The sequence below is a fragment of the Streptomyces sp. NBC_00647 genome (assembly GCF_045207245.1).
Taxonomy (GTDB): domain Bacteria; phylum Actinomycetota; class Actinomycetes; order Streptomycetales; family Streptomycetaceae; genus Streptomyces.
On record NZ_CP109040.1, the window covers coordinates 2,835,799 to 2,860,348 of the forward strand.

Here is a 24,550-nt window from a genome sequence, read left to right on the forward strand (position 1 = left end):
TCACCGCCGCCGGTCGTCACGGGCGCGGAAGAAGTCGCCGATGTCCAGGTCTCCCTCCAGGAGCCGACCGACGACGAACCCGACGGCCCCCAGTGCGGCCACCAGGAGGAAGGCGCCGAAACCGCCGAAGTAACCGGCGAAGGCCAGCGCCATTCCGGCGATCATGCCGATCACGGCCAAGCTCATGGTGCGCTCCTCAGCAGTCGGTGGCCGCGTGCTCCCTCATGGTGCGGTGGCCGGGGCGTTCCGGTGGCCCGGGGGTCACTGGAGCCGCGACTCCGGCTCCTCGTCTTCTTCCTCGGGAAGCTTCACATCACTCACCGCGATGTTGACTTCCACCACTTCGAGGCCTGTCATGCGCTCGACCGCGGCGACGACGTTCTCGCGTACGTCGCGGGCCACGTCGGCGATCGACACGCCGTAGTCGACGACGATCTCCAGGTCGAGCGCCGTCTGCAGCTCGCCGACCTCGGCCTTCACACCCCGTGTCACGGATTTGGACCCGCCCGGCACCCGGTCGCGTACCGCTCCGAAGGTCCGGCTCAGCCCGCTGCCCATCGTGTGGACACCGATCACGTCACGGGCGGCGAGCCCGGCGATCTTCTCCACGACTCCGTCGGCGATCGTGGTCCGTCCCCGCGTGGCGGGATCTCCACCGCCGCGCCTGGTGGGCTTACGTGTCTGCTGGCTCTCCTTCTCGATGTCGGGGCTGTCCGTCCGGTTCCGCTCGGTCATGTCGGTCATCGCCGTACGTCCCTTTCGGTCGTCCTCCTCTGCTCACAGTAGGTCGGGTCGCGCGGTCGCGCGCCGTGGATGGGGCACGCTGGAGCAATGACGGCGGACCGATGGACGCAAGCGGTACGGCACCAGCTCGGCCTCGGCAGAATCCTGCCGCTGGGCCTCCCGCGCGACGGCGCGTGGATCACGGAGGACGCGGCCGAGTCGGCGCTGCGGCGCGAGACGGCGGCCGTGGCCGGCGTACTCCTCGGCGCGCTCCGGATCGCGCCGGCCGACCCGGAGCGGACCGGCACGCCCGCCGTACCGCCGCCGCCCAGTGCGCTGCCGCCCGGCCCGCTGCGCGTGACAGCGGAGTTCCGGGCCTCGGCGGATCCCACGTCCCCGGGGGGCGAGCCCCTCCCGGCCGTCGCCGCCCGACTGCGCCTGGCCTTGGCCACCGCCGCGACGCAGCGGCTGGGTCTCGACGTCGCCGAGGTGGATCTGCAGGTGACGGATCTGCTGGAGGAGGGCGATGCGTCCGCCACCCGCCCGGCGGACGGCGGACGGGAGGCGTCCGCGGACGCGCCGCCGGACGACGTACGGAGGGCTCCTGTGCCGAAGGACCCCGAGGAGGCGCGGATCGCGGCAACCGTCCTGGCCGTCCCGGGTGTCACCCGTCTGACGGGCGCCCTGGGCCAACCGGTCCACATCGGGACCGCGCCCGCCCCGGAACCGGCCCTGCCGCGCCGCCACATCCGCGTCGAACTGGCGGTCTCCCCGGACGAGCGGGCGGTGGACGTGGCACGGGCGGTCAGAACGGCGATCACACGGGCCGCCGGAGACACACCGTCCGTCGCGGTACTGGTGACCGCCGTGAGCCGGGACGTCCACGTCTAGGAGCGTCCAGTCGCCCGGCACCCGTCCCCGGGCCTTGGGCGTTCCACCCGCACCTGGTCCTGGGGGTGTCCGGTCCCCCGCGCCCCGGTCCCCCGTACCCGTCCCAGGGGTTTCCGGTCCCCCACACCCGTCCCGGGGGTGTCCGGTCCCCCGCACCCGTCCCGGGGGTGTCTAGTCCCCCACGCCCGCGAGGTCGCGGAGCCTGCGTGCCTGGGACGCGCGCTCGGCGGAGCGCTGCTCCTCGTAGGACCGCGCCTGCGCGCCGCGCAGCAGGGCCTTCGTCTCGATGACGGCGTCCCGCGGCGCGGAAAGCAGCGCGGCGGTCAGGTCGCGGACCGCGTCGTCGAGCTGCCCGGCGGGCACCGCGAGGTTGGCGAGCCCGGTGCGCTCGGCCTCCTCGGCCAGTACGAAGCGGCCCGTGGCGCAGATCTCGAGCGCGCGGGCATAGCCCACGAGGCTCACCAGCGGGTGCGTCCCCGTGAGGTCGGGTACGAGACCGAGGCTGGTCTCGCGCATGGCGAACTGCACGTCGTCCGCGACGACGCGCAGGTCACAGGCGAGCGCGAGCTGGAACCCCGCACCGATGGCATGCCCCTGCACGGCGGCGATGGACACGATGTCGCTGCGCCGCCACCAGGTGAATGCCCCCTGGTACTCGGCGATGGTCGCGTCGAGCTCGGCGTCGGAACCGCGCGCGAGGTCGATGAACGACGGTTCCCCGTCGAATCCCTCGGGCGTGAACGCCTGCCGGTCGAGCCCCGCGGAGAAGGACTGGCCCTCGGCACGCAGGACGACCACCCGGACGGAGCCCGGCAGTGACCTGCCGGCCTGCGCCAACGCCCGCCACAGCGCGGGACTCTGGGCATTGCGCTTGGCCGGATTGGTCAGCGTCACCGTGGCGATCGCGTCGTCGACGGTGAGCCGTACGCCGTCCTTGTCGAGTACCGGTTCGAGTTCCTTGTCGAGCGAAGCCATGGGGCGCCTCCGATGGGTGCGGTCGGATCAGACGCGCACCTCGCGAAGACACGAGGAACGCACCTAAGTGACTGCACAGTAACCACCCGGTCGGTCACCCGACCGACCGGGTGGTCACCACCGAAGCCGATGGGGACGCCCGGCCTCAGGCCGAGGCGGCCTTCTTGCCCCGCGTCGCTCCGCCACGCCCTCGGAGCGTGACACCCGACTCACTGAGCATCCGGTGCACAAAGCCATACGAGCGGCCGGTCTCTTCGGCCAGCGCTCGGATGCTCGCACCGGAGTCGTACTTCTTCTTCAGGTCTGCCGCGAGCTTGTCGCGCGCGGCGCCGGTTACCCGGCTGCCCTTCTTCAGAGTCTCGGCCACCCGGTCCTCCTCATGGGAAGTGCGCTCTGGACTCTCATGATCACCCCTTCCGGGCGTCATGGCCACCCATTCGGCAAGGTCCGTAAGACAAGGTTTTGACGACAGGAGCCCGTCCCCACGAGTGGAATCCACGGTTCCGGCTGGTGCCGTCCGTACAGCCGAACGGGTTCTTCCGTGAAGTGCCTGGTCAGCGATGCGAGACGGCCGAGCCCTTGGGAACAAAGGACTCGGCCGTGAAATCGATGTAGGACACACCTCGGTACGAGGAGATCTCACACAGATGATGGATCACGGATCGGCCGAATGATCCATACACAGTGGATCAGTCATTCGATCAAGCGGCGTCGGCCCCCTCCCGGAGGCCGCGCACGGGTCAGGCGAGGGCCACCAGGTCGGCGTAGTCGGAGCCCCACAGGTCCTCGACACCGTCCGGCAGCAGGATGATCCGCTCCGGCTGGAGCGCCTCGACGGCACCCTCGTCGTGGGTGACGAGGACGACGGCGCCCTTGTAGGTGCGCAGCGCGCCGAGGATCTCCTCGCGGCTGGCCGGGTCGAGGTTGTTCGTCGGCTCGTCGAGCAGGAGGACGTTCGCGGAGGAGACGACGAGGGTCGCGAGCGCGAGCCGGGTCTTCTCACCGCCGGAGAGCACGCCCGCCGGCTTGTCCACGTCGTCGCCGGAGAACAGGAACGAGCCGAGCGTCTTGCGGACCTCGACCAGGTCCAGGTCCGGGGCGGCGGAGCGCATGTTCTCCAGGACCGTGCGCTCGGGGTCGAGGGTCTCGTGCTCCTGCGCGTAGTAGCCGAGCTTGAGGCCGTGGCCCTCGATGACATCTCCGGTGTCGGGCTTCTCGGCGCCGCCGAGCAGACGCAGGAGGGTCGTCTTGCCGGCGCCGTTCAGGCCGAGGATGACGACGCGGGAGCCCTTGTCGATGGCCAGGTCGACGTCGGTGAAGATCTCCAGGGAGCCGTACGACTTCGACAGGCCCTCCGCCATGAGCGGGGTCTTGCCACAGGGCGCGGGCTCGGGGAAGCGCAGCTTGGCGACCTTGTCCGAGACGCGGACCGCCTCGAGGCCGGCGAGCAGTTTGTCGGCGCGCTTGGCCATGTTCTGCGCCGCGACCGTCTTGGTGGCCTTGGCCCGCATCTTGTCCGCCTGCGAGTTCAGCGCGGCGGCCTTCTTCTCGGCGTTCTGCCGCTCGCGCTTACGGCGCTTCTCGTCGGCCTCGCGCTGCTGCTGGTAGAGCTTCCAGCCCATGTTGTAGACGTCGATCTGGGCGCGGTTGGCGTCCAGGTAGAAGACCTTGTTGACGACCGTCTCGACGAGGTCGACGTCGTGGGAGATCACGATGAAGCCGCCGCGGTACGTCTTCAGGTAGTCGCGCAGCCACACGATGGAGTCGGCGTCGAGGTGGTTCGTCGGCTCGTCGAGCAGCAGGGTGTCGGCGTCCGAGAAGAGGATGCGGGCCAGCTCGATACGGCGGCGCTGACCACCGGAGAGCGTGTGCAGGGGCTGGCCGAGCACGCGGTCGGGGAGGTTGAGCGCGGCGGCGATGGTGGCGGCCTCGGCCTCGGCGGAGTAGCCGCCCTTGGTGAGGAACTCCGTCTCCTGGCGCTCGTACTGCCGCATGGCCTTCTCGCGGGTGGCGCCCGAGCCGTTGGCGATGCGCTGTTCGTTCTCGCGCATCTTGCGGATCAGGACGTCCAGGCCACGGGCCGACAGGACGCGGTCGCGGGCGAGGACGTCGAGGTCGCCGGTGCGCGGGTCCTGCGGCAGGTAGCCGACCTCGCCGGAGCGGGCGACGGTGCCCGCGGCGGGCTGGCCTTCGCCCGCGAGGACCTTGGTGAGGGTCGTCTTGCCCGCGCCGTTGCGGCCGACCAGACCGATGCGGTCGCCCTTCGTGATGCGGAACGTGGCGGACTCGATGAGGATGCGGGCGCCGGCGCGCAGCTCGATACCGGAGGCGGAAATCACGGACAGACTCCAGGGCAGGGTCGTTGGCGGGGTGGACGGCTGAGGACGTTCCCGCCGTCTAATGCGCGAGGAGAATGGCCATGGGCCAAGTCTAACGGGGCCGTGCAACCACTTTTCCGGTGCGCGGACGTCCGGCACTGTGACGCTCGCCCCGTCCGCGCGTCACCGAGGGGGCGCGGTCCGGGCCTGTCCTGCCCGGTCCCGCACGGGGATGATCTCGCCGGTCCGGCTGCCGGACGCGGCCCGCGGACCGGGCACGGAGGGCGGGCCGCCGGCCGGGGCGGACGCCGGGACGCGGTGGCACGGACAGGGGCGTCGCCCGTTCGGACCGCGGGCCGGGGCCGCGGATCACGGAGCGTACGAGGATGGCGGCACGGAGCGACGTACGGCAGAGAGTGGTGCGCCCATGCAGTTCGACGACGACGCCGACCTGGACACCTCCGAGGTCCAGGATGTGCGCGGCAGTCGAATCCCCGGCGGCAGGGCGACCATCGGCGGCGGCCTCGCGGGGCTGATCGTCCTGGTCATCGGGCTGCTGTTCGGGCTCGGTCCCGACCAGCTCGGTCTCTCCTCCGGCGGCGACCAGCCCGCGGCGACCGCCTCCTCCCTCGCGCAGGTGCAGCAGACCTGCAAGAAGGGGCGGGACGCGAATGCCCAGGAGGACTGCCGCGTCGTGGCGGTGGTCAACAGCGTCCAGGCCTTCTGGACCGGGGAGTTCGCGCGCAGGGCCGGCGCCTACACCCGCTCCCCCACGGTGTTCTTCGGCGGCCGGGTCGGCACCGCGTGCGGCACCGCGTCCTCCGCCGTCGGGCCCTTCTACTGTCCCGGCGACCGCAAGGTCTATCTGGACCTGGGCTTCTTCGACGAACTGCGCACCGAGTTCGGTGCCTCCGGCGGACCGTTCGCGCAGGCCTACGTGGTGGCGCACGAGTACGGGCACCACGTGCAGGACCTGATGGGCACGCTGGCCCGGTCGCAGGACGGGGTGACCGGCGCGAACAGCAACGCGGTGCGGGTGGAGCTCCAGGCCGACTGCTACGCCGGGGTGTGGGCGCGCCACGCGACCACCACGGCGTCCTCGTCGACGGGCAAGCCGCTGCTGACCTCGTTGACGGACGCCGACATCCGTGACGGCCTCGACGCGGCGGCGGCCGTCGGCGACGACCGGATCCAGGCGAGGTACCAGGGCCGGGTGACCCCGGAGACCTGGACGCACGGGTCGGCCCAGCAACGGCAGCAGTGGTTCTACCAGGGCTTCAGCAGCGGCGACATGGCGCAGTGCAACACGTTCCGCTGAGCGGGAGCCGTGCTGGGTGCCGCGGCTCCCGGTCCGGTCCGGCGACGGGACCGGATTCCGGTGCCCGGGGCGTTGTCAGTGGCCGGTGCCAGACTGGGCAGCGGATCGGAATCCGGCAGTGGACGAGACGGAGTGATCGGCATGGCTGGCACGAACAGCGGGCGCCCGAGCATCTATCCCTCGCTCTTGTACTCGGACGCGAAGGGGGCGATCAGGCAGCTCACGGAGGCCTTCGGCTTCACCGAGCTGTCGGTCTACGAGGGTGAGGACGGCTCGGTGATGCACGCCGAGCTGGTGCAGGGCAACGGCGCGGTGATGCTCGGCTCCAAAGGCCGCGGAGGCCGCTTCGACGAGGCGATGAAGAGCGCGGGCCCGTGCGGGGTGTACATCGTCGTGGACGACGTCGACGCACACCACCAGCGGGCCGTGGACCACGGCGCGGAGATCCTGATGGCCCCGACCGACCAGGACTACGGCTCGCGGGACTACATGGCCCGCGACATCGAGGGCAACATCTGGAGCTTCGGCACCTACGCCCCGGAGATAGGCGCGTAGGACGCCCGCCGGTCGGCGGCTCGGGCCCTCATCGGTCGGCGGCTCGGGCCCCTGACCGGTCGGCGGCCCCGCTCGGCCTCCCGGCCGGCTTCCCCCGCCCGTTCCCCGGTCAGCTCCCCCCGGTGTGCACCTGGAACGCGGCCCGGCGTACGGCCTTGGCGAGAGCCGGGTCCGGGTGGGCGGCGGCGAGCGCGACCAGCACCTGCACCGTGCGCGGGTGCCCGACCGCGCGCACCTCGTGGAGGAGAGCGGGCACGGTGGGCTGCACCGCGGACTCCAGATGGCGGACGAGGAGCGGGGCCTCACCGTGGTCGGCGACGGCGGCCGCCGTATCGACCCACAGCCAGGTGGACTCGGCTCGGGTGAGGACCTCGTGGGCGTCCTCGGGGTCGTGTCCGTCGTGCTCGGCGAGCCACAGCAGGGCGTAGGGGCGCAGCGGGGTCTCCTCGACCACGGCGCGCACATCGGGCTCGGCGGGGGCGCCGACCACGCGCAGTGCCTCGAAGGCGAGGCCGCGGGTGAGGGCGTCCTCGCCGCGGGCGGCGGCGATGAGTTCGGTGACGGCGCTGCCGACCGGGCGGGCGGCGAGCCAGGCGCGGTACTCGGCGCGGGCCGCGTTGGGGCGGAGCTGGGCGCAGCCGCGGAGCATGTCCTCGGCGGACTGCTCGATGTTCCCGGCGGGGCTCTGCGCGGCGACGCAGATCTGTTCCAGCTTGACCCAGACCGCCCAGCTGCCGAGCGGGGTGAGGGTGGCCTGTCCTTCGCCGTAGGTCAGTGCGCCGACCGAGGCGAGGGCGTGCAGGGCCCAGTCGAGGAGGGGGGCGAGCGGGGCGTCCGTGATCTCTGCGGGCTCCGGGGCGGGATCGGGGTCCGGGCCGTAGGAGATCTCGCAGCGTTCGGTGCGCAGTTCGGTGACGCGCTGCCCGAGGAGGTCGAGGAGCTGATCCACCGGGACGGGCCCGGCGGAGAGCTGGAGGAAGGAGAGCACCTGGGGCATCGCGGAGACGACCTCGGCGACGGCCGCGGGCTCGCGGTCCACGGGTTCGGGGTACGCGAGGGACCAGGCGTCGAAGAGGGCGACCCAGCCGCGCAGGACGGCGCTGTCGTCACGGCTCCAGGCGCGCAGCCGCCAGCCGGGGCGGGCGCTGTCGCCGTGCACCTCGATGAGACCGGCCAGGCGGGCGGTGTCCCAGTCGGCGCGGGCCTGAACGGGGGTCAGCCCGAGGTCGGCGGCGGCCCGTTCCGCGGTGGCGTCGGAGAGGGCGCCTTTGCCGCCGGGGTTCGCGCCGTCGCGCCCCGGGCGCAGGGCCGCGTCGGCCCAGCGCGCGACCCGGGCCGCGTCGGACAGGCCGGTGCGCGCCATGCGCGCGAGCTCCGCGGGAGGCGGTGTGCCCTCCGGCGGTCGCGGTGCGGGGCGGCGCGTGCGGCGCTGGGTCACCGCTCGGGGAGCGGCCGCGAGGGGCCGCGGGCTGACGAGTCGGAGCCTGGAGTCGCGCGGGTTACGGGACGTCACGGGTGCAGTCTTCCGGTTGACAGTCCGAAAACCCAAACGGAATGCCGTCGCGGGCTGTGGAAGTGGCACGAGAGGGGGCTTCTCGGGGCGCTCGACACGCGGGGAAATGGGGTGCCCGGAGTTGTTCGGGACCGAATCGGAAGCGCGCCTTCGCGTCCGCCGGGGCGCCTCGCGCCGAGCCCCGGCCCGCCCGCCACCACGCCCTCGCCGGGGGCGCGCGCCGGCTCCGCCCGGGGGTGGCCTACATCAGGGGGGTGAGGAAACGGCGCAGGGCTTCTTCGTAGCTCGCCGGGTCGGCGTTCCACATGGCGCCGTGCGGGGCGTTCGGGACGGTGTGCAGGGTGACCAGGTCCGGGCGGCTCGCGGCCAGGCGACGGGAGGGTCCCCAGGGAGCGATGGTGTCGTCCGGGCCGTGCACCAGCAGGGTCGGCACCTTGAGCTGGTCGGGATGCGCGGCGCTCGCGATGCGGTCTCCGCGTACGCCGGTGCGGCCCTGGGCGGCGCGCACCGCGAGCGGCAGCAGGGCGCGCGGCGTGTGGCGGGCCCCGGCGAGGGCGCGCAGCGTGGTCTCCCAGTCCAGGACCGGCGAGTCCAGGACGAGCCCGGAGATCCGCTCGCGCAGCGCGGAGTGGGCGGCGGCGCGCAGCGCCATGGTGGCGCCGGTGGACCAGCCGTAGAGGACGACCCGCTCGGCGCCGAACCGCACGGCGTACCGGATGGCCGCGTCGAGGTCGCGCCACTCGGTCTCGCCGAGGTGGTTCAGCCCGTCCGCCGGCCGGGGTGCGCCGAGGTCGCCCCGGTAGGCGAGGTCGAGGACGGGGAAGTGCCGGCTGTTCAGGAACCGCATCAGGTTCATGGGGTGTTCCCGGGTGGCACCCAGGCCGTGCACGGTGATGACCCAGGTGTCGCGGACCGCTGGCAGGAACCAGGCGGGCAGGGCACCGAGCTCGCCGGGCACGTCGACGTCGGCGTGTTCGAGTCCGAGGGCGGACCCGGGGTCGCCGACGTACAGGTTCGGGGTGAGCCACACCTTGTCGCCGGGTTCCAGGGAGCCGTGCGTGACGCCTTCGAGCCGGCGTACGACGGTGTCGGCCGTGTGGGGCACGGAGTTCATGAGAGGGCCGACGACCGCGTGGGAGCCGTCGCCCGCGAGGCCGTAGGTTCCCGGGCGCCGGGAGGCCAGGGCCCGGGTCAGGGTGATTCCGCCCGCCGTCGTGGCGTGCACGGTGAGGCGGGGTTCGCTGGGCAGCGGCTTGCCGGGCCTCGTCTTCAGCGCGGCGTCGCTGGCGAACCGGCCTGCCGCCACGGAGGCCGCGCCCGCGGCTATGGCTACGGTGACGGCCGCTGCCGTGGCTCTTAGGGTGCGCACTCGACCAGTTTCCCGGCGGATCCCGCCATCGGCCAGCGGGAGGGGCGCAAGGGGTGACGGGCTGGGTATGCCGGACCCCGCGTGCGCGGCGTGATCCGGTGACCGGATCACGACCGCCGACGGCACCCGGACCGCACCCTTTCCGGGATCTGACGGCCGCACCCCTTGCCGGTCACGCCCCTCCCGCCCGTGCTCCTGCCGCCCGTGCCCTTTCAGGTCCTATCCCTTCTGGCCGTATCCCCGCAGGCTCTCCGCCGCCTCCTCGAGCCGGTCCGGTGAGAGCAGGGCGGGCGTCAGGCCCGGAACCGAGGAGGCCAGGAGCCAGACGCGGCACATCCATTCGAGCTGGGCCGTGCGGTCGTACGCCTGGTCCAGTGAGGCTCCGTGGGCGACGGTGCCGTGGTTCTGGAGGAGGCAGGCGCTGCGGTCGGTCAGCGCGCGCAGCATGTTCTCGGCCAACTCCGGCGTGCCGTAGGTCGCGTAGGGGGCGACGCGGACCGGGCCGCCGAGGGCGCCGGTGATGTAGTGGATCGGCGGGAGGCCGGGGACGAGTGTCGAGACGGCCGTCGCGTGGGGGGCGTGGGTGTGGACGACGGCCCGGGCGTCGGTCTCGCGGTAGACGGCGAGGTGCATCGGCAGTTCGCTGGTCGGACGGAGCGAACCGAGCACCTGCCGGCCGTCGAGGCCGACGCCGACGATGTCGTCGTGCGTCAGCCGGTCGTAGGGCACGCCCGTGGGTGTCACCAGGACGGTGTCGCCGACGCGGACGGAGACGTTGCCCGACGTACCGACGACCAGCCCGTCGGTCACGGTCCGGCGGGCCGTGGCGACGAGCTCGTCCCAGGCCCGCCGGACGGCGTCCCGTGTGTCCCTCGCGGCCGACGCGTCCCTCTCGTCGTGCTCGTCCGCCATCCGTGGATCCTCCCGCCCGTCCCGTGCGTCCCGGTGCCGTTCAGCCATGCCGCGATCCTGCCAGCCATGCCCGTGGGCGCACCCCGGGCGGGCGCACTGTAGTGCGGAAGCAGGGCCTCCGAAAGGGCACATATACGCCCATTTCACCCCCTGGCGACGAAGGGCCGGGAATCGACGGACAGCGCCCGATCTTCCCGTAGCCTCTGGGGGATTTGTCGCACACGTCGCCATTTCCGGGGGGATACATGGCCCGTGACCACAAACCGTTCCGCCGTCGCGCCCGCGTCGCCGCGATCACCGTCGCGGCGACGGTCACCCTGGGCGGCACCGCACTCGCCGCGCTCCCGGCCGAGGCCGCGGGCAACACCAAGGGGCACGACGTCTCCTCTCACCAGAAGAACGTGGACTGGCGGAGCGCGAGGGCGAAGGGCGCCCGGTTCGTCTACGTGAAGGCGACCGAGGCCACCACCTACCGCAACCCCTACTTCGACCGGCAGTACGACGGCGCACGCGAGGCGGGCATCCTGCACGGCGCCTATCACTTCGCGGTGCCGGACAAGTCGTCCGGCACCGCCCAGGCCGCCCACTTCGTACACAACGGCGGAGCCTGGCGCGCGGACGGCTGGACACTGCCGCCGGCGCTCGACATCGAGTACAGCCCGTACGGCACGCGCAAGTGCTACGGCCTCGGCAAGACCGCGATGGTGAACTGGATCAAGGCTTTCAGCGACGAGGTCCGCCGGGAGACCGGTCGGCGCCCTGTGATTTACACCACAACGCATTGGTGGAACACCTGCACCGGCTCCAGCAGGGCTTTTGCCTCGAATCACGCCCTGTGGCTGGCCCGTTACGGCTCGGCGGACCCCGGCACACTGCCCGCCGGCTGGTCCGTGTGGACCTTCTGGCAGTACGACAACGGCGGCAGCCTGCCGGGTGACCAGAATCTCTTCCATGGATCCCGGGCTCAGCTCGAGCGGCTCGCCCGGGGGTAGCGACCCGGACCGGAGCTTGGAATTCCGCATCCGTTCGACCCACGGCGTCGCCCCTTCGGCGCAAGCGGAGGGGCGATTCGCCGTTCGGGTCACCATGAAGCCCGCCCCAGTTCATCTTCCGTTCACCCAGGTTGCTTACGGTCCCCCTGCCACTGACGTCCAACAGAAGCCTGGGTAAATGGAACACATCACGCTCCTCCTCGGAATCGTGATCGTCACCGCTCTCGTGTTCGATTTCACGAACGGTTTCCACGACACCGCCAACGCGATGGCCACCACCATCTCGACCGGCGCACTCAAGCCCAAGGTCGCGGTGGCCATGTCCGCCGCTCTGAACCTTGTCGGCGCCTTCCTCTCGGTGGAGGTCGCCAACACGATCTCCAAAGGCCTCGTCGATGAATCCGGCATCCAGCCTGAAGTGATCTTCGCCGCCCTCGTCGGCGCGATCCTCTGGAACCTGGTGACGTGGCTCGTCGGACTCCCGTCCAGCTCCTCGCACGCCCTCATGGGTGGCCTGGTGGGCGCCACCATCGCCTCCGCCGGTACCGGCGCGGTGCACGGGGACGTCCTGGTCGGCAAGGTGCTCCTCCCCGCCGTCGCGGCCCCGATCGTCGCCGGCCTGGCCGCGATGTTCGCCACCCGGCTGTCGTACAAGCTCAGTGGTAACGCCGACACCAAGGCCACCAAGAAGGGGTACCGCGCCGGCCAGATAGCCTCCGCGGGCCTGGTCTCGCTGGCCCACGGCACCAACGACGCGCAGAAGACGATGGGCATCATCACCCTGGCCCTGGTCGCCGGTGGCGCCGTCGCTCCCGACTCCGACCCGCCGGTCTGGGTCATCCTCTGCGCCGGTCTCGCCATCGCGCTCGGCACCTACCTGGGCGGCTGGCGCATCATCCGCACGATGGGCAAGGGCCTGACCGACCTCCAGCCGCAGCAGGGCTTCGCGGCCCAGACCAGCGCGGCCACGGTCATCCTGGCCTCCTCGCACATCGGCTTCTCCCTCTCCACCACGCACTCGGTCTCCGGTTCCGTGATGGGCGCGGGTCTCGGCCGCAAGGGCGGTGTGGTCCGCTGGTCCACCGCCACCCGGATGGTCGTCGCCTGGATCCTCACGCTGCCCGCCGCCGCCCTGGTCGGCGCGCTCGCCGAGTGGGTCACCGGATTCGGCGCCTGGGGCACCACGCTCGTCGCGGTCTTCCTGGTCGGGTCCAGCTTCGCGATCTGGCGCCGCTCGCGCCGCGAGGTGATCGACCACACCAACGTGAACGACGCCGAAGAGCCCGCCGGTGTGGTGACCACGGCCATCGCCGCCGTCACCCCGCCCCCGGCCGGCACCGTGGCCGAGGACCTCACGGCCACCATCCCGGCTCCCGCCGAGCCCACGGCGGCCCCGTCGGCGCCGTCCCCCGTGGCCTGAGAACCGAAGGAAGGAACAGCATGCACATCGACTGGTCAGCCCTCGGCTCCGTCTTCGGGGTCAGCCTCGGAGTGACCGTGGCCCTCGTCGCCCTCTTCACCCTGGGCGTCGCCGGACTCTCCAAGAAGGAGTCGGCCCAGGGCGGTTCCGCGGTCGCGGCCGCCACGGGCGCGTACGTCTGCTTCGCGGCCTGCGCCGCGGCGGTGGTGTACGGCATCTCCCTGATCATGACCAAGTAACCCGGAACGAGCGGCCCGGAACAGGGCCGCGGTGGGCAGCACTTCACGTGGGGTGCGGGACGGAACACCGTCCCGCACCCCACGCGTATGTGGGCCTTCGCACACTCTCCCTCCGCAGGTCAACAGCCAGTTGACTGCCGTTCTCGCCCCGTGGTGGACTGCCGGAGCCAAGTACGGCGGCATGAGAGGAAGCCGGTGCGAATCCGGCGCGGTCCCGCCACTGTCATCGGGGAAGAAACTCCCCGGGAGCCAGGAACTCTCACCGCCGGTCTCGTCGAACCAGGGCGTGGACACCCTGAGTGAGGACATATCGCCATGCGCGCCTGCCCGTTGCCCATTTCGCTGAGTACGAGGGTTCCACTCCACCCCACGGCCGGCTGACCCGGTGCGTGCCGATCGCGTCTTCGCGTACGGCGCCGCCGCCGGCCTCCTCGGCGACCTGCTGCTCGGTGATCCCCGCCGAGGGCATCCGGTCGCCGCGTTCGGGCGGGCCGCCGCGTCCGTGGAGCGGGCGCTGTGGCGGGACCACCGCGGGTGGGGCGCCCTGCACACGGCCGTCTGCGTGGGCGGTGCCACCGGACTGGCCGCACTCGCGCGTCGTTCCGTCCGCACCTCGCCTGCCGCCTCCGCCGCGCTGATCGCCGCCACCACCTGGGCCGTCGTCGGAGGGACCTCCCTCGGCCGTGAGGCGCGGGCCGTCGCCGGCGCGCTCGCGGCCGGCGACATCGAGGTCGCCCGGGAACGGCTGCCGCATCTGTGCGGACGTGACCCGCAGGCACTGGACGCCGACGGCATCGCGCGTGCCGTCGTCGAATCCGTCGCCGAGAACACCTCCGACGCCGTGGTGGGCGCTCTGGTCTGGGGCGCCGTCGGCGGTGTGCCGGGGCTCGTCGCCTTCCGCGCCGCGAACACGCTCGACGCCATGGTCGGGCACAAGTCCCCCCGGTACCGGCGCTACGGCTGGGCCTCCGCCCGGCTCGACGATGTCGCCGGCTGGCCCGGAGCCCGGCTCACCGCCGTCCTCGCGGCCGCGGCGGGGGACGACGCGCGCGGCGCCGTGCGCGCCTGGCGCACGGACGCCCGCAAGCATCCGAGCCCCAACGCGGGCCCCGTGGAGGCCTCGTTCGCCGGAGCGCTCGGCGTCCGGCTCGGCGGCACGCTGTCGTACGGGGGCCGGGTCGAGCACCGTCCCGTCCTCAACGACGCGGGGCGCGCCGTCCACCTCCACGACATCGAGCGGGCCGTACGGCTCTCCCGCCGCGTCGGCTGGCTCGCGCTCGGCGTGAGCGCCGCCGGACGGGTTCTGCTCACGGTTCTGCTCACCAGGAAGGGGCGCACCGCATGAGCGGCGGGCTGCTGATCGCCGGGACCACCTCCGACGCGGGCAAGAGCGTCGTGACCGCCGGGATCTGCCGGTGGCTGGTGCGCCAGGGTGTCAAGGTCGCGCCCTTCAAGGCGCAGAACATGTCCCTCAACTCGTTCGTGACGCGCGAGGGAGCCGAGATCGGGCGGGCGCAGGCCATGCAGGCACAGGCCGCCCGGGTGGAGCCGACCGCGCTGATGAATCCCGTGCTGCTCAAACCGGGCAGCGACCGCAGCAGTCAGGTGGTCCTGATGGGCCGTCCGGTGGGCGAGATGAGCGCACGCGGCTTCTTCGGGACGGCCGGGTCCGCGGCGGAATCGCTGTCGGGCGCCGGGTCCCCCGGCGACAGGCTGCGCGGAGGGCGCCAGGAAGCACTCCTCGGGACCGTCCTCGACTGTCTGGCCCAGTTGCGGGGCACGTATGACGCGGTGATCTGTGAAGGAGCCGGCAGCCCGGCCGAGATCAACCTTCGGCGCACCGACATCGTGAACATGGGGGTGGCACGGAACGCGGGGCTTCCCGTGCTCGTCGTCGGTGACATCGACCGGGGCGGTGTGTTCGCCTCGTTCTTCGGGACGGTCGCCCTGCTGTCACCCGAGGACCAGGCTCTCGTCGCCGGGTTCCTCGTCAACAAGTTCCGCGGAGACGTCAGCCTGCTGGAGCCCGGCCTCGACATGCTGCACGGCCTCACCGGGCGGCGCTCGTACGGCGTGCTGCCCTTCCAGCACGGTCTGGGCATCGACGAGGAGGACGGACTGCGCGTCTCGCTGCGCGGGGCCGTCCGCGAGTCGGCCGTCTCCTCCCCCGTCGGCGAGGACATCCTGCGGGTCGCCGTCTGCGCGATCCCGCTGATGTCGAACTTCACCGACGTGGACGCGCTGGCCGCCGAACCGGGCATCGTCGTGCGGTTCGTGGACCGGGCCGAGGAACTGGCCGACGCGGATCTGGTCGTCGTGCCCGGGACCCGGGGCACGGTGAGGGCGCTTCAGTGGCTGCGCGAGCGCGGCCTCGCGGACGCGATCACGCGCCGGGCCGCCGAGGGGCGGCCCGTGCTCGGCATCTGCGGTGGCTACCAGCTCCTCGGAGAACACATCGAGGACGAGGTCGAGTCGCGCGCCGGTCAGGTCGACGGGCTCGGACTCCTCCCCGTGCGCGTGCGGTTCGCGCGGGAGAAGACCCTGACGCGGCCGGTCGGCGAGGCCCTCGGCGAGCACGTCGAGGGGTACGAGATCCATCACGGCGTCGCCGAGGTGACGGGCGGCGAGGCCTTCTTCCGTGATGGCCAGGGACACAGCCTGGACGGGTGCCGGGTCGGCGCCGTCTGGGGCACGCACTGGCACGGCTCGCTGGAGTCGGACGGTTTCCGGCGGGCCTTCCTGCGCGAGGTGGCGGCCGCCGCGGGCCGCCGTTTCGTGCCGGCGGCCGACACGTCGTTCGCGGCGCTGCGCGAGGAGCAGCTGGACCGGCTCGGCGATCTGATCGAGGAACACGCGGACACGGACGCGCTGTGGCGGCTCATCGAGTCGGGCGCGCCGCAAGGACTGCCTTTCATTCCACCGGGAGCGCCCGCATGAGCACAGTGTTGTTGTTGTCGACCGCCGACACGGATCTGCTGGCGGCCCGCGCCTCCGGCGCCGCCTACCGGATCGGCAATCCGACCCGGGTGGACGTCGCGGGCGAACTCCCCGCGCTCGTCGAGGGCGCGGACCTCGCCGTCGTGCGGCTGCTCGGCGGCAAGCGCGCCTGGGAGGACGGGCTGGCCTTCCTGAAGTCGTCCGGTATCCCGACCGTGCTGCTCGGCGGTGAGTCGGTCCCGGACGCCGAGCTGATGGCCGAGTCGTCGGTGCCCGCGGGTGTGGTGGCGGAGGCGCTGCGGTATCTCGTCGAAGGCGGGCCGGCCAACCTGACCGAACTGGCGCGGTTCCTCTCCGACACCGTGCTGCTCACGGGCGAGGGCTTCGAGGAACCACGGAAGTCGGCGGAGTTCGGTGTCCACGGCGAGCGCGCCTTCGTCGAGGGCAGGCCGACCGTCGGCGTGCTGTTCTACCGGGCCCACGAGCTGTCCGGGAACACCGCGTTCGTCGACACGCTGTGCGACGCGATCGAGTCACGCGGCGCCAACGCCCTCCCTGTGTACTGCGGTTCGCTGCGCGGAGCCGACCCGGGACTGTACGAGATCCTCGGCCGGGCCGACGCGCTCGTGGCCACCGTCCTCGCGGCGGGCGGCACCCACGCCTCGCAGGCGTCGGCGGGCGGCGACGAGGAGGCGTGGGACATCGGGGCGCTCGCCGACCTCGACATCCCCGTCCTCCAGGGTCTCTGCCTGACCTCGTCGAAGAGCGCCTGGGACGCCTCGGACGCGGCCCTGTCCCCCATGGACGCGGCGATGCAGGTCGCGATCCCGGAGTTCGACGGCCGTCTCATCACGGTGCCGTTCTCGTTCAAGGAGCAGGGTCCGGACGACGTCCCGGTGTACGTCGCCGACCCCGAGCGGGCCGCGCGGGTCGCCGGAATCGCCCTGCGGCACGCCCTGTTGAAGCACAAGCCGAACGCGGAGAAGAAGCTCGGGATCGTCTTCACCGCCTACCCGACCAAGCACTCGCGGGTCGGCAACGCGGTCGGTCTCGACACGCCCGCGTCCGCGGTACGGGTCCTCGACGCCCTCCGGGACGCGGGTTACGCCCTCACCGAATACCCGGACAACGGCGACGAGTTGATCCACCGGCTCATCGCGGCCGGCGGGCACGACGTCGAGTGGCTGACCGAGGAGCAGCTCGCCGCCGCTCCGGCGCGCGTGCCGCTCGCGGACTACCGGGCGTGGTTCGAGACGCTCGACCCCGCGCTGCGGGCGGGCATGCTGGAGGCCTGGGGCGAGCCGCCGGGCTCGCTCTACGTCGACGGCGACGACATCGTGCTGGCCTGCCTGCAGTTCGGGAACGTCGTCGTGATGATCCAGCCGCCGCGCGGCTTCGGCGAGAACCCGATCGCGATCTACCACGACCCCGACATGCCGCCCTCGCACCACTACATGGCGGCCTACCGCTGGCTGGAGAACAGTTTCGGCGCGGACGCCGTCGTACACATGGGCAAGCACGGCACGATGGAGTGGCTGCCGGGCAAGGGCCTCGGGCTCAGCGGCGGCTGCGCGCCCGACGCCGTCCTCGGCGAACTCCCCCTGGTCTACCCGTTCATCGTCAACGACCCCGGTGAGGGCACACAGGCCAAGCGCCGCGGCCACGCCACCGTCGTCGACCATCTCGTACCTCCGATGGCACGCGCCGACACCTACGGGGACCTCGCCAAGCTGGAGCAGCTCCTCGACCAGTACGCGCTCGTGTCCGACCTGGACCCGACGAAGGCCCCCGCGGTCCGCGCGCAGATCTGGACCCTCGTCAAGGCCGCCGAGCTCCATCACGACCTGCACGTCGACGAGCAGCCGGACGACGGCGACTTCGACGAGTTCGTGATGCACATCGACGGCTATCTGTGCGAGATCAAGGACGTGCAGATCCGCGACGGCCTGCACATCCTGGGCGGGGGTCCGGAGGCCGAGCCTCGGGTGAACCTCGTGCTCGCCGTGCTGCGCGCCTCGCAGGTGTGGGGTGGCGCGGCGAACGCGCTGCCGGGTCTCCGGGCCTGTCTCGCCGAGTACTTCGGCCTGGTGGAGAAGGAACTGCTCGCCGAGCCGGGCGCTCCGGTGAAGGTGCCCGTCGAGCTGACGGACCTGGTCGAGGGCCCGGCCCGTACGGCGGCCGACGCGATCGACCTGCTGGAGCAGCTGTGCCGCCGGGCGGCGCTGGGCATGGAGGAGCGTGGCTGGGACACGGCATCCGTCCCCGCGCTCGTGCGCGAGGTGCTGGGCGTCGAACTCCCCGACGCCGTCGCGGTGCTGGAGTTCGCCTGCCGCGAGGTCGTGCCGCGGCTCGCACGGACGACGGACGAGATCGGGCACATCCTCAAGGCGCTGAACGGCGGTTACGTCCCGGCGGGTCCGTCGGGTTCGCCGACGCGCGGACTCGTCAACGTGCTGCCGACCGGCCGGAACTTCTACTCGGTCGACCCCAAGGCCATTCCTTCCCGGCTCAGTTGGGAGGTCGGGCAGTCCCTCGCGGACTCCCTCGTGCAGCGCTACCTCCAGGACACCGGCGACTACCCGACGTCCGTCGGGCTGACGGTCTGGGGCACGTCCGCGATGCGCACGCAGGGCGACGACATCGCGGAGATCCTCGCGCTGCTCGGCTGCCGCCCGGTGTGGGACGACGCGTCGCGGCGCGTGACCGGCTTCGAGATCGTCCCGCTCGACGAGCTGGGCCGCCCGCGCATCGACGTCACGGTCCGTATCTCGGGCTTCTTCCGGGACGCGTTCCCGCACGTCGTCGGGCTGCTCGACGACGCGGTGCGCGCGGTCGCCGAGCTGGACGAGCCCGCCGACCGGAACTACGTGCGCAAGCACGCCGACGAGGACACCGCCGAGCACGGTGACCGGCGGCGCGCGACGGCCCGTATCTTCGGCTCCAAGCCGGGCGCGTACGGCGCCGGTCTGCTGCCGCTGATCGACGCCCGCAACTGGCGCTCGGACGCCGACCTCGCCGAGGTGTACGCGGTGTGGGGCGGCTACGCCTACGGGCGCGGGCTCGACGGGCGGGCCGCGCGCGGGGACATGGAGACGGCGTTCCGGCGGATCGCGGTGGCGGCGAAGAACGTCGACACCCGCGAGCACGACCTCGTCGACGCCGACGACTACTTCCAGTACCACGGCGGCATGGTCGCGATGGTGCGCCATCTGACGGGCGCGAGCCCCGAGGCGTACGTCGGTGACTCGGCGGTGCCCGACCAGGTGAAGACCCGCACGCTCGGCGAGGAGACGCACCGTGTCTTCCGCGCCCGCGTGGTCAACCCGCGCTGGATGGCCGCGATGCGGCGGCACGGCTACAAGGGCGCCTTCGAGATGGCGGCGACCGTCGACTACCTCTTCGGGTACGACGCCACGGCCGGGGTCGTGGACGACTGGATGTACGAGAAGCTCAGCGCGGAGTACGTCTTCGACGCGGAGAACCGGGACTTCATGAAGAAGTCCAACCCGTGGGCGCTGCGCGGTATCACCGAACGGCTCCTGGAGGCCGCCGAGCGCGGGCTGTGGGCCGAGCCGGACGCGGACACGCTGGAGCGGCTGCGCGCCACCTATCTGGAGCTCGAAGGCGACTTGGAGGGCGACGACCAGTGAGTACCCCGTTCCCGTTCACGGCGGTGGTCGGCCAGGACGACCTGCGGCTCGCGCTGCTGCTGAACGCCGTGTCACCCGCCGTCGGCGGTGTGCTGGTCCGAGGCGAGAAGGGCACCGCCAAGTCGACGGCCGTACGCGCCCTGTCGGCGCTGCTGCCGGCGGTCGACGTCGTCACCGGGTGCCGTTTCTCGTGCGATCCGGCCGCCCCGGACCCCGCCTGCCCCGACGGGCCGCACGAGGTGGAGGCGTCCACGACCCGTCCGGCCCGCATGGTCGAACTGCCCGTCGGCGCGTCCGAGGACCGGCTGGTCGGCGCCCTGGACATCGAGCGGGCACTCTCGGAGGGCGTGAAGGCCTTCGAGCCCGGACTGCTGGCCGACGCGCACCGCGGCATCCTGTACGTCGACGAAGTGAACCTGCTGCACGACCACTTGGTCGATCTGCTGCTGGACGCGGCCGCGATGGGCGCCTCGTACGTCGAACGCGAGGGTGTCTCCGTACGGCACGCGGCGCGGTTCCTGCTCGTCGGGACGATGAACCCCGAAGAGGGCGAGCTGCGGCCGCAGTTGCTCGACCGGTTCGGCCTGACGGTCGAGGTCGCGGCCTCGCGGGAGCCCGACCAGCGGGTCGAGGTCGTCCGGCGCAGGCTGGCCCACGACGACGATCCGGCGGCCTTCGCGGCGCGCTGGGCCGACGAGGAGTCCGCCGTGCGGGCCCGGATCGTGGCGGCCCGCGCGCTGTTGCCCTCCGTACGGCTCGGCGACGGGCCGCTGCGGCAGATCGCGGCGACCTGCGCCGCCTTCGAGGTGGACGGCATGCGTGCCGACATCGTGATGGCGCGGACCGCGACCGCGCTCGCCGCGTGGGCGGGCCGGACCGAGGTGATCGCCGAGGACGTGCGGCAGGCGGCGCTGCTCGCGCTGCCGCACCGGCGGCGGCGCAACCCGTTCGACGCGCCGGGACTCGACGAGGACAAGCTCGACGAGACGCTGGAGGAGTTCGGCGGCTCGGACGGCGGGCCGGACGACGAGCCGGACCCCGACCCGGATCCGGACGGTCCCGGTGGCGGCGGACAGCCGCCGCAGGACGGGCCGGACGACGGCTCCCCCGCCGGTGACGTCCCCGCGCAGGGCGAGCCGTCGGACGACGGGCAGACCCCGGCCGGTCAGGGCGCCGGCGAGCAGTCGCCCGTACGGGCCGCCGAGCCCTTTCGCACGAAGATGCTGAGCGTGCCCGGACTGGGTGAGGGCGCGGCCGGGCGGCGTTCGCGCGCGCGGACCGAGCACGGCCGGACGACCGGGTCGCGGCGTCCCCGGGGGGCGCTCACCAAGCTGCATCTGGCGGCGACCGTCCAGGCCGCCGCCCCGCACCAGCTGGCGCGGGGACGGTCGGGACGTGGTCTCGTCGTGCGGCGGGACGATCTGCGGCAGGCGACGCGCGAGGGCCGCGAGGGCAACCTCGTGCTCTTCGTCGTGGACGCCTCCGGGTCGATGGCGGCGCGGCAGCGGATGAGCGCGGTCAAGGGCGCCGTGCTGTCGCTGCTGCTCGACGCCTACCAGCGGCGCGACAAGGTGGGCCTGGTGACCTTCCGCGGGTCGGCCGCCGAGGTCGCGCTGCCGCCCACCTCCTCGGTGGACGCCGCCGCGGCCCGGCTGGAGTCCCTGCCGACGGGCGGCCGGACGCCGCTCGCGGCCGGGCTGCTGCGGGCCCACGAGGTGCTGCGGGTGGAGCGGCTGCGGGACGCCGCCCGGCGTCCGCTGGTCGTCGTCGTGACCGACGGGCGCGCCACGGGCGGGGCCGAGCCGGTCGCCACGGCCGAACGCGCGGCACGGCTGTTCGCGGCCGACGGGGTCGCCTCGGTGGTCGTCGACTGCGAGACCGGGCCGGTACGGCTCGGGCTCGCCGGCCGGCTGGCGGGGGAACTGGGCGGTGCACCGGTGACGCTGGACGCGTTGCGGGCGGATTCCATCGCCGGGCTGGTACGGGATGTGCAGGGGACTTCGAGGAGGGCCGCGTAGTGCCGCAGGGGCAGCCGAGTGTCGTACCGGACGACGGCCTGACGACCCGTCAACGTCGTAACCGGCCGCTGGTCGTCGTGCACACGGGGATCGGCAAGGGCAAGTCCACCGCCGCGTTCGGGCTCGCGCTGCGCGCCTGGAACCAGGGGTGGCCCATCGGGGTGTTCCAGTTCGTCAAGTCGGCGAAGTGGAAGGTCGGCGAGGAGAACGCGCTGCGCGTGCTCGGCGCCTCCGGCGAGGGCGGCACCGTCGACTGGCACAAGATGGGCGAGGGCTGGTCCTGGGTCCAGCGCGACGCCCAGATGGACAACGAGGAGAAGGCCCGCGAGGGCTGGGAGCAGGTCAAGCGGGACCTCGCCGCCGAGACGTACAAGCTGTATGTGCTCGACGAGTTCGCGTACCCGATGCACTGGGGGTGGATCGACACCGACGAGGTCGTCGCGGTGCTGCGGGACCGGCCGGGCACCCAGCACGTGGTGATCACCGGACGCAACGCCCCCGAGAAGCTGGTGGAACTGGCCGATCTCGTGACCGACATGTCCAAGGTCAAGCATCCGATGGACGCCGGCCAGAAGGGGCAGAGGGGCATCGAGTGGTGAGGTCCTCCGTTCCCCGGCTGGTCATCGCCGCGCCCTCCTCGGGCAGCGGCAAGACCACCGTCGCCACGGGGCTGATGGCGGCCTTCGCCTCGCGGGGGCTCGCCGTGTCCCCGCACAAGGTGGGACCGGACTACATCGACCCCGGGTATCACGCGCTCGCGACCGGGCGTGTGGGGCGGAATCTCGACGCCTATCTGTGCGGCGCCGAGTTGATCGGGCCGTTGTTCACGCACGGGGCGCGCGGGTGCGATCTCGCGGTCGTCGAAGGCGTGATGGGGCTGTACGACGGGGCCGCGGGCGAGGGGGAACTCGCGTCCACGGCCCACGTGGCGAAGCTGCTGCGGGCGCCGGTGGTGCTGGTCGTCGACGCGTCCTCGCAGTCGCGGTCGGTCGCCGCGCTGGTGCACGGGTTCGCCTCCTGGGATCCCGAGGTGCGGGTCGCGGGGGTGATCCTCAACAAGGTGGGGTCCGACCGGCACGAGGCCATGCTGCGGGAGGCGCTGGACGCGTCCGGGGTATCGGTGCTCGGCGTGCTGCGGCGGGCTCCGCAGGTCGACACGCCGTCACGCCATCTGGGGCTGGTGCCGGTCGCCGAGCGGCGCCCGGAGGCGGAGGCCGCTGTTGCGGCGATGGCCGCGCAGGTCTCCGACGGATGTGATCTGGATGCGCTCATGGCACTGGCACGGAGTGCCGGAGCGTTGCCGGGTGCGGCCTGGGACGCGGCTGGGACCGTCGCTTCGCCCAACCGCGACCACCCGACCCGGCCGGACGGGAAGCGGGCCCCCGTGGTGGCCGTCGCCGGCGGGGAGGCCTTCACCTTCTCCTACGCCGAACACACCGAGCTGCTGACCGCCGCCGGGGCCGAGGTCGTCACCTTCGATCCGCTCCGGGACGAGCAACTGCCCGAAGGGACTGGCGGGTTGGTCATAGGCGGCGGGTTTCCCGAGGTGTACGCGCCCGAGCTGTCCGCCAACGAGCCGATGCGCAAGGCCGTGGCCGAGCTGGCGTTCGGCGGGGCGCCGGTCGCGGCCGAGTGCGCCGGACTGCTGTACCTGGCCCGGGAACTCGACGGCCGGCCGATGTGCGGGGTGATCGACGCCGTGGCCCGGATGCACGAGCGGCTCACCCTCGGCTACCGGGACGCGGTGGCCGTGAGCGACAGCGCGCTCGCCCCGGCCGGCACCCGGATGCGCGGGCACGAGTTCCACCGGACCGTCGTGGAGCCCGGCGCCGGGGCGGCCCCCGCCTGGGGGGTGCGCGCGCCGGAGCGGCGCGTCGAAGGTTTCGTGCAGCGAGGCGTGCACGCGAGTTATCTGCACACGCACTGGGCGTCCGAGCCCGGTGTGGCCCGTCGGTTCGTGGAGAGGTGCCTGACGTCATGAGCAGCAAGCTGATCGGAGTCGGGGTGGGCCCCGGCGACCCGGAGCTGGTGACCGTCAAGGGCGTCAACGCCCTGCGCGCCGCGGAGGTCGTCGTCGTCCCCGTGATGGACACGGGCGAGCGGGGGCGGGCCGAGGCGACCGTCCTGCACTACGTGCCCGAGGAGAAGGTCCTCCGGGTCGTGTTCGCGCTCAACGAGCGGAGCGACCGGGGCCGGCGCGAGGCCGCCTGGGACGCCGCCGGCGCACGGGTGGCGGACCTTCTCGGCCGGCACGCCACGGTCGCCTTCGCCACCATCGGCGACCCCAACGTGTACTCGACCTTCACCTATCTCGCCCACACCATCGGGGAGCTGGTTCCCGGCACGGTCGTGGAGACGGTGCCGGGCATCACCGCCATGCAGGACCTCGCCGCGCGGTCCGGGGCCGTTCTCACCGAGGGGACCGAGCCGCTCACGCTCGTCCCGGTGACCGCGGGGGCCGCCGTGCTCAAGGACGCCCTGAACGGGCCGGGCACGGTGGTGGCGTACAAGTTCGGGCGGCAGGCCCGGGAGGTCGCCGAGGCGCTGCGGGACAGCGGGCGGATCGACGACGCCGTCTGGGGTTCGGCGCTCGGCCTCGAGGACGAGTCGATCCGGTCGGCGGGCGAGCTCGACGGGGAGCCGCTCCCCTACCTCTCGACGCTCATCGCGCCCGCGCGCCGCGACGGGAAACGCGGCGGCAAACTGTGACCCGCACCCAC

21 protein-coding genes and 1 riboswitch are annotated in these 24,550 nt (G+C 72.6%); of the genes, 13 read left to right on the plus strand and 8 right to left on the minus strand.

Features of this window, described 5'->3' with window-relative positions; all coding sequences use genetic code 11:
* On the minus strand, positions 1-186 hold the full coding sequence (locus OG788_RS12510; RefSeq protein ID WP_261703263.1) for a hypothetical protein: 186 nt from the start codon (positions 184-186) through the stop codon (positions 1-3).
* Positions 187-261: 75 nt separating this feature from the next.
* Entirely contained in the window at positions 262-744 is a 483-nt protein-coding gene (locus OG788_RS12515; protein ID WP_406370744.1) for an Asp23/Gls24 family envelope stress response protein, read from the minus strand.
* A gap of 87 nt (positions 745-831) precedes the next feature.
* Here OG788_RS12515 and OG788_RS12520 point away from each other — a divergent pair, with 87 nt between their 5' ends.
* Positions 832-1,614: a nucleopolyhedrovirus P10 family protein gene (locus OG788_RS12520; protein ID WP_406370745.1), complete on the plus strand. Its 783-nt coding sequence runs from the start codon at positions 832-834 to the stop codon at positions 1,612-1,614.
* 171 nt (positions 1,615-1,785) lie between these two features.
* Here the strand turns inward: OG788_RS12520 and OG788_RS12525 are convergent, their stop codons facing one another.
* From OG788_RS12525 to OG788_RS12535, 3 genes are all read right to left on the minus strand, one after another.
* Positions 1,786-2,589, minus strand: a complete 804-nt coding sequence (locus OG788_RS12525; protein ID WP_406370747.1) for an enoyl-CoA hydratase/isomerase family protein — start codon at positions 2,587-2,589, stop codon at positions 1,786-1,788.
* 145 nt (positions 2,590-2,734) lie between these two features.
* On the minus strand, positions 2,735-2,956 hold the full coding sequence (locus OG788_RS12530) for a helix-turn-helix domain-containing protein (protein WP_006123601.1): 222 nt from the start codon (positions 2,954-2,956) through the stop codon (positions 2,735-2,737).
* Positions 2,957-3,329: 373 nt separating this feature from the next.
* The gene (locus tag OG788_RS12535) at positions 3,330-4,928 is read right to left on the minus strand and encodes an ABC-F family ATP-binding cassette domain-containing protein (RefSeq protein WP_356468948.1); all 1,599 of its coding nucleotides are present in this window, start codon (positions 4,926-4,928) and stop codon (positions 3,330-3,332) included.
* A gap of 406 nt (positions 4,929-5,334) precedes the next feature.
* On the opposite strand from OG788_RS12535, the gene OG788_RS12540 reads away from it, so the two are divergent.
* Both OG788_RS12540 and OG788_RS12545 read left to right on the plus strand, forming a co-directional pair.
* A complete protein-coding gene (locus OG788_RS12540; protein WP_406370748.1) occupies positions 5,335-6,225 on the plus strand; it encodes a neutral zinc metallopeptidase in 891 nt (296 codons plus the stop codon).
* 141 nt (positions 6,226-6,366) lie between these two features.
* Complete coding sequence (locus tag OG788_RS12545; RefSeq protein ID WP_406370750.1) at positions 6,367-6,780, plus strand: VOC family protein; 414 nt, start codon at positions 6,367-6,369, stop codon at positions 6,778-6,780.
* A gap of 109 nt (positions 6,781-6,889) precedes the next feature.
* On the opposite strand, the gene OG788_RS12550 is transcribed toward OG788_RS12545, so the two are convergent.
* From OG788_RS12550 to OG788_RS12560, 3 genes are all read right to left on the minus strand, one after another.
* Positions 6,890-8,293, minus strand: coding sequence for a hypothetical protein (locus OG788_RS12550; protein ID WP_406370752.1), 1,404 nt, complete (start codon positions 8,291-8,293; stop codon positions 6,890-6,892).
* Positions 8,294-8,534: 241 nt separating this feature from the next.
* Positions 8,535-9,662 carry an alpha/beta hydrolase family protein gene (locus OG788_RS12555; protein ID WP_406370754.1) on the minus strand — a complete coding sequence of 376 codons (1,128 nt, stop codon included), beginning with the start codon at positions 9,660-9,662 and terminating at the stop codon, positions 8,535-8,537.
* A 219-nt stretch (positions 9,663-9,881) separates the two neighbouring features.
* Positions 9,882-10,622, minus strand: a complete 741-nt coding sequence (locus tag OG788_RS12560) for a class II aldolase/adducin family protein (protein ID WP_351537586.1) — start codon at positions 10,620-10,622, stop codon at positions 9,882-9,884.
* A gap of 197 nt (positions 10,623-10,819) precedes the next feature.
* Here OG788_RS12560 and OG788_RS12565 point away from each other — a divergent pair, with 197 nt between their 5' ends.
* The 10 genes from OG788_RS12565 (at position 10,820) to cobI (ending at position 24,539) form a co-directional block, all read left to right on the plus strand.
* Positions 10,820-11,566 carry a lysozyme gene (locus tag OG788_RS12565; protein WP_406370756.1) on the plus strand — a complete coding sequence of 249 codons (747 nt, stop codon included), beginning with the start codon at positions 10,820-10,822 and terminating at the stop codon, positions 11,564-11,566.
* A gap of 178 nt (positions 11,567-11,744) precedes the next feature.
* Positions 11,745-12,986 carry an anion permease gene (locus OG788_RS12570; protein ID WP_406370758.1) on the plus strand — a complete coding sequence of 414 codons (1,242 nt, stop codon included), beginning with the start codon at positions 11,745-11,747 and terminating at the stop codon, positions 12,984-12,986.
* A gap of 20 nt (positions 12,987-13,006) precedes the next feature.
* Positions 13,007-13,225: a hypothetical protein gene (locus OG788_RS12575; RefSeq protein ID WP_266757244.1), complete on the plus strand. Its 219-nt coding sequence runs from the start codon at positions 13,007-13,009 to the stop codon at positions 13,223-13,225.
* Positions 13,226-13,360: 135 nt separating this feature from the next.
* Positions 13,361-13,506, plus strand: a riboswitch (cobalamin riboswitch).
* Between the two features lie 104 nt (positions 13,507-13,610).
* Entirely contained in the window at positions 13,611-14,570 is a 960-nt protein-coding gene (locus OG788_RS12580; RefSeq protein ID WP_406370759.1) for a cobalamin biosynthesis protein, read from the plus strand.
* A complete protein-coding gene (locus OG788_RS12585; RefSeq protein WP_406370760.1) occupies positions 14,567-16,162 on the plus strand; it encodes a cobyric acid synthase in 1,596 nt (531 codons plus the stop codon). The genes OG788_RS12580 and OG788_RS12585 overlap by 4 nt, the downstream gene beginning before the upstream one ends.
* Positions 16,159-19,812, plus strand: a complete 3,654-nt coding sequence (gene cobN / locus OG788_RS12590; RefSeq protein WP_406370762.1) for a cobaltochelatase subunit CobN — start codon at positions 16,159-16,161, stop codon at positions 19,810-19,812. The genes OG788_RS12585 and cobN overlap by 4 nt, the downstream gene beginning before the upstream one ends.
* Positions 19,809-21,830: a putative cobaltochelatase gene (locus tag OG788_RS12595; RefSeq protein WP_406370763.1), complete on the plus strand. Its 2,022-nt coding sequence runs from the start codon at positions 19,809-19,811 to the stop codon at positions 21,828-21,830. The genes cobN and OG788_RS12595 overlap by 4 nt, the downstream gene beginning before the upstream one ends.
* The gene (gene cobO, locus OG788_RS12600) at positions 21,830-22,429 is read left to right on the plus strand and encodes a cob(I)yrinic acid a,c-diamide adenosyltransferase (RefSeq protein WP_351537561.1); all 600 of its coding nucleotides are present in this window, start codon (positions 21,830-21,832) and stop codon (positions 22,427-22,429) included. The genes OG788_RS12595 and cobO overlap by 1 nt, the downstream gene beginning before the upstream one ends.
* Entirely contained in the window at positions 22,426-23,811 is a 1,386-nt protein-coding gene (locus OG788_RS12605) for a cobyrinate a,c-diamide synthase (protein WP_406370765.1), read from the plus strand. Before cobO ends, OG788_RS12605 begins: the two co-directional genes overlap by 4 nt.
* Entirely contained in the window at positions 23,808-24,539 is a 732-nt protein-coding gene (gene cobI / locus OG788_RS12610) for a precorrin-2 C(20)-methyltransferase (protein WP_406370767.1), read from the plus strand. Before OG788_RS12605 ends, cobI begins: the two co-directional genes overlap by 4 nt.
* Positions 24,540-24,550: the final 11 nt, after the last annotated feature.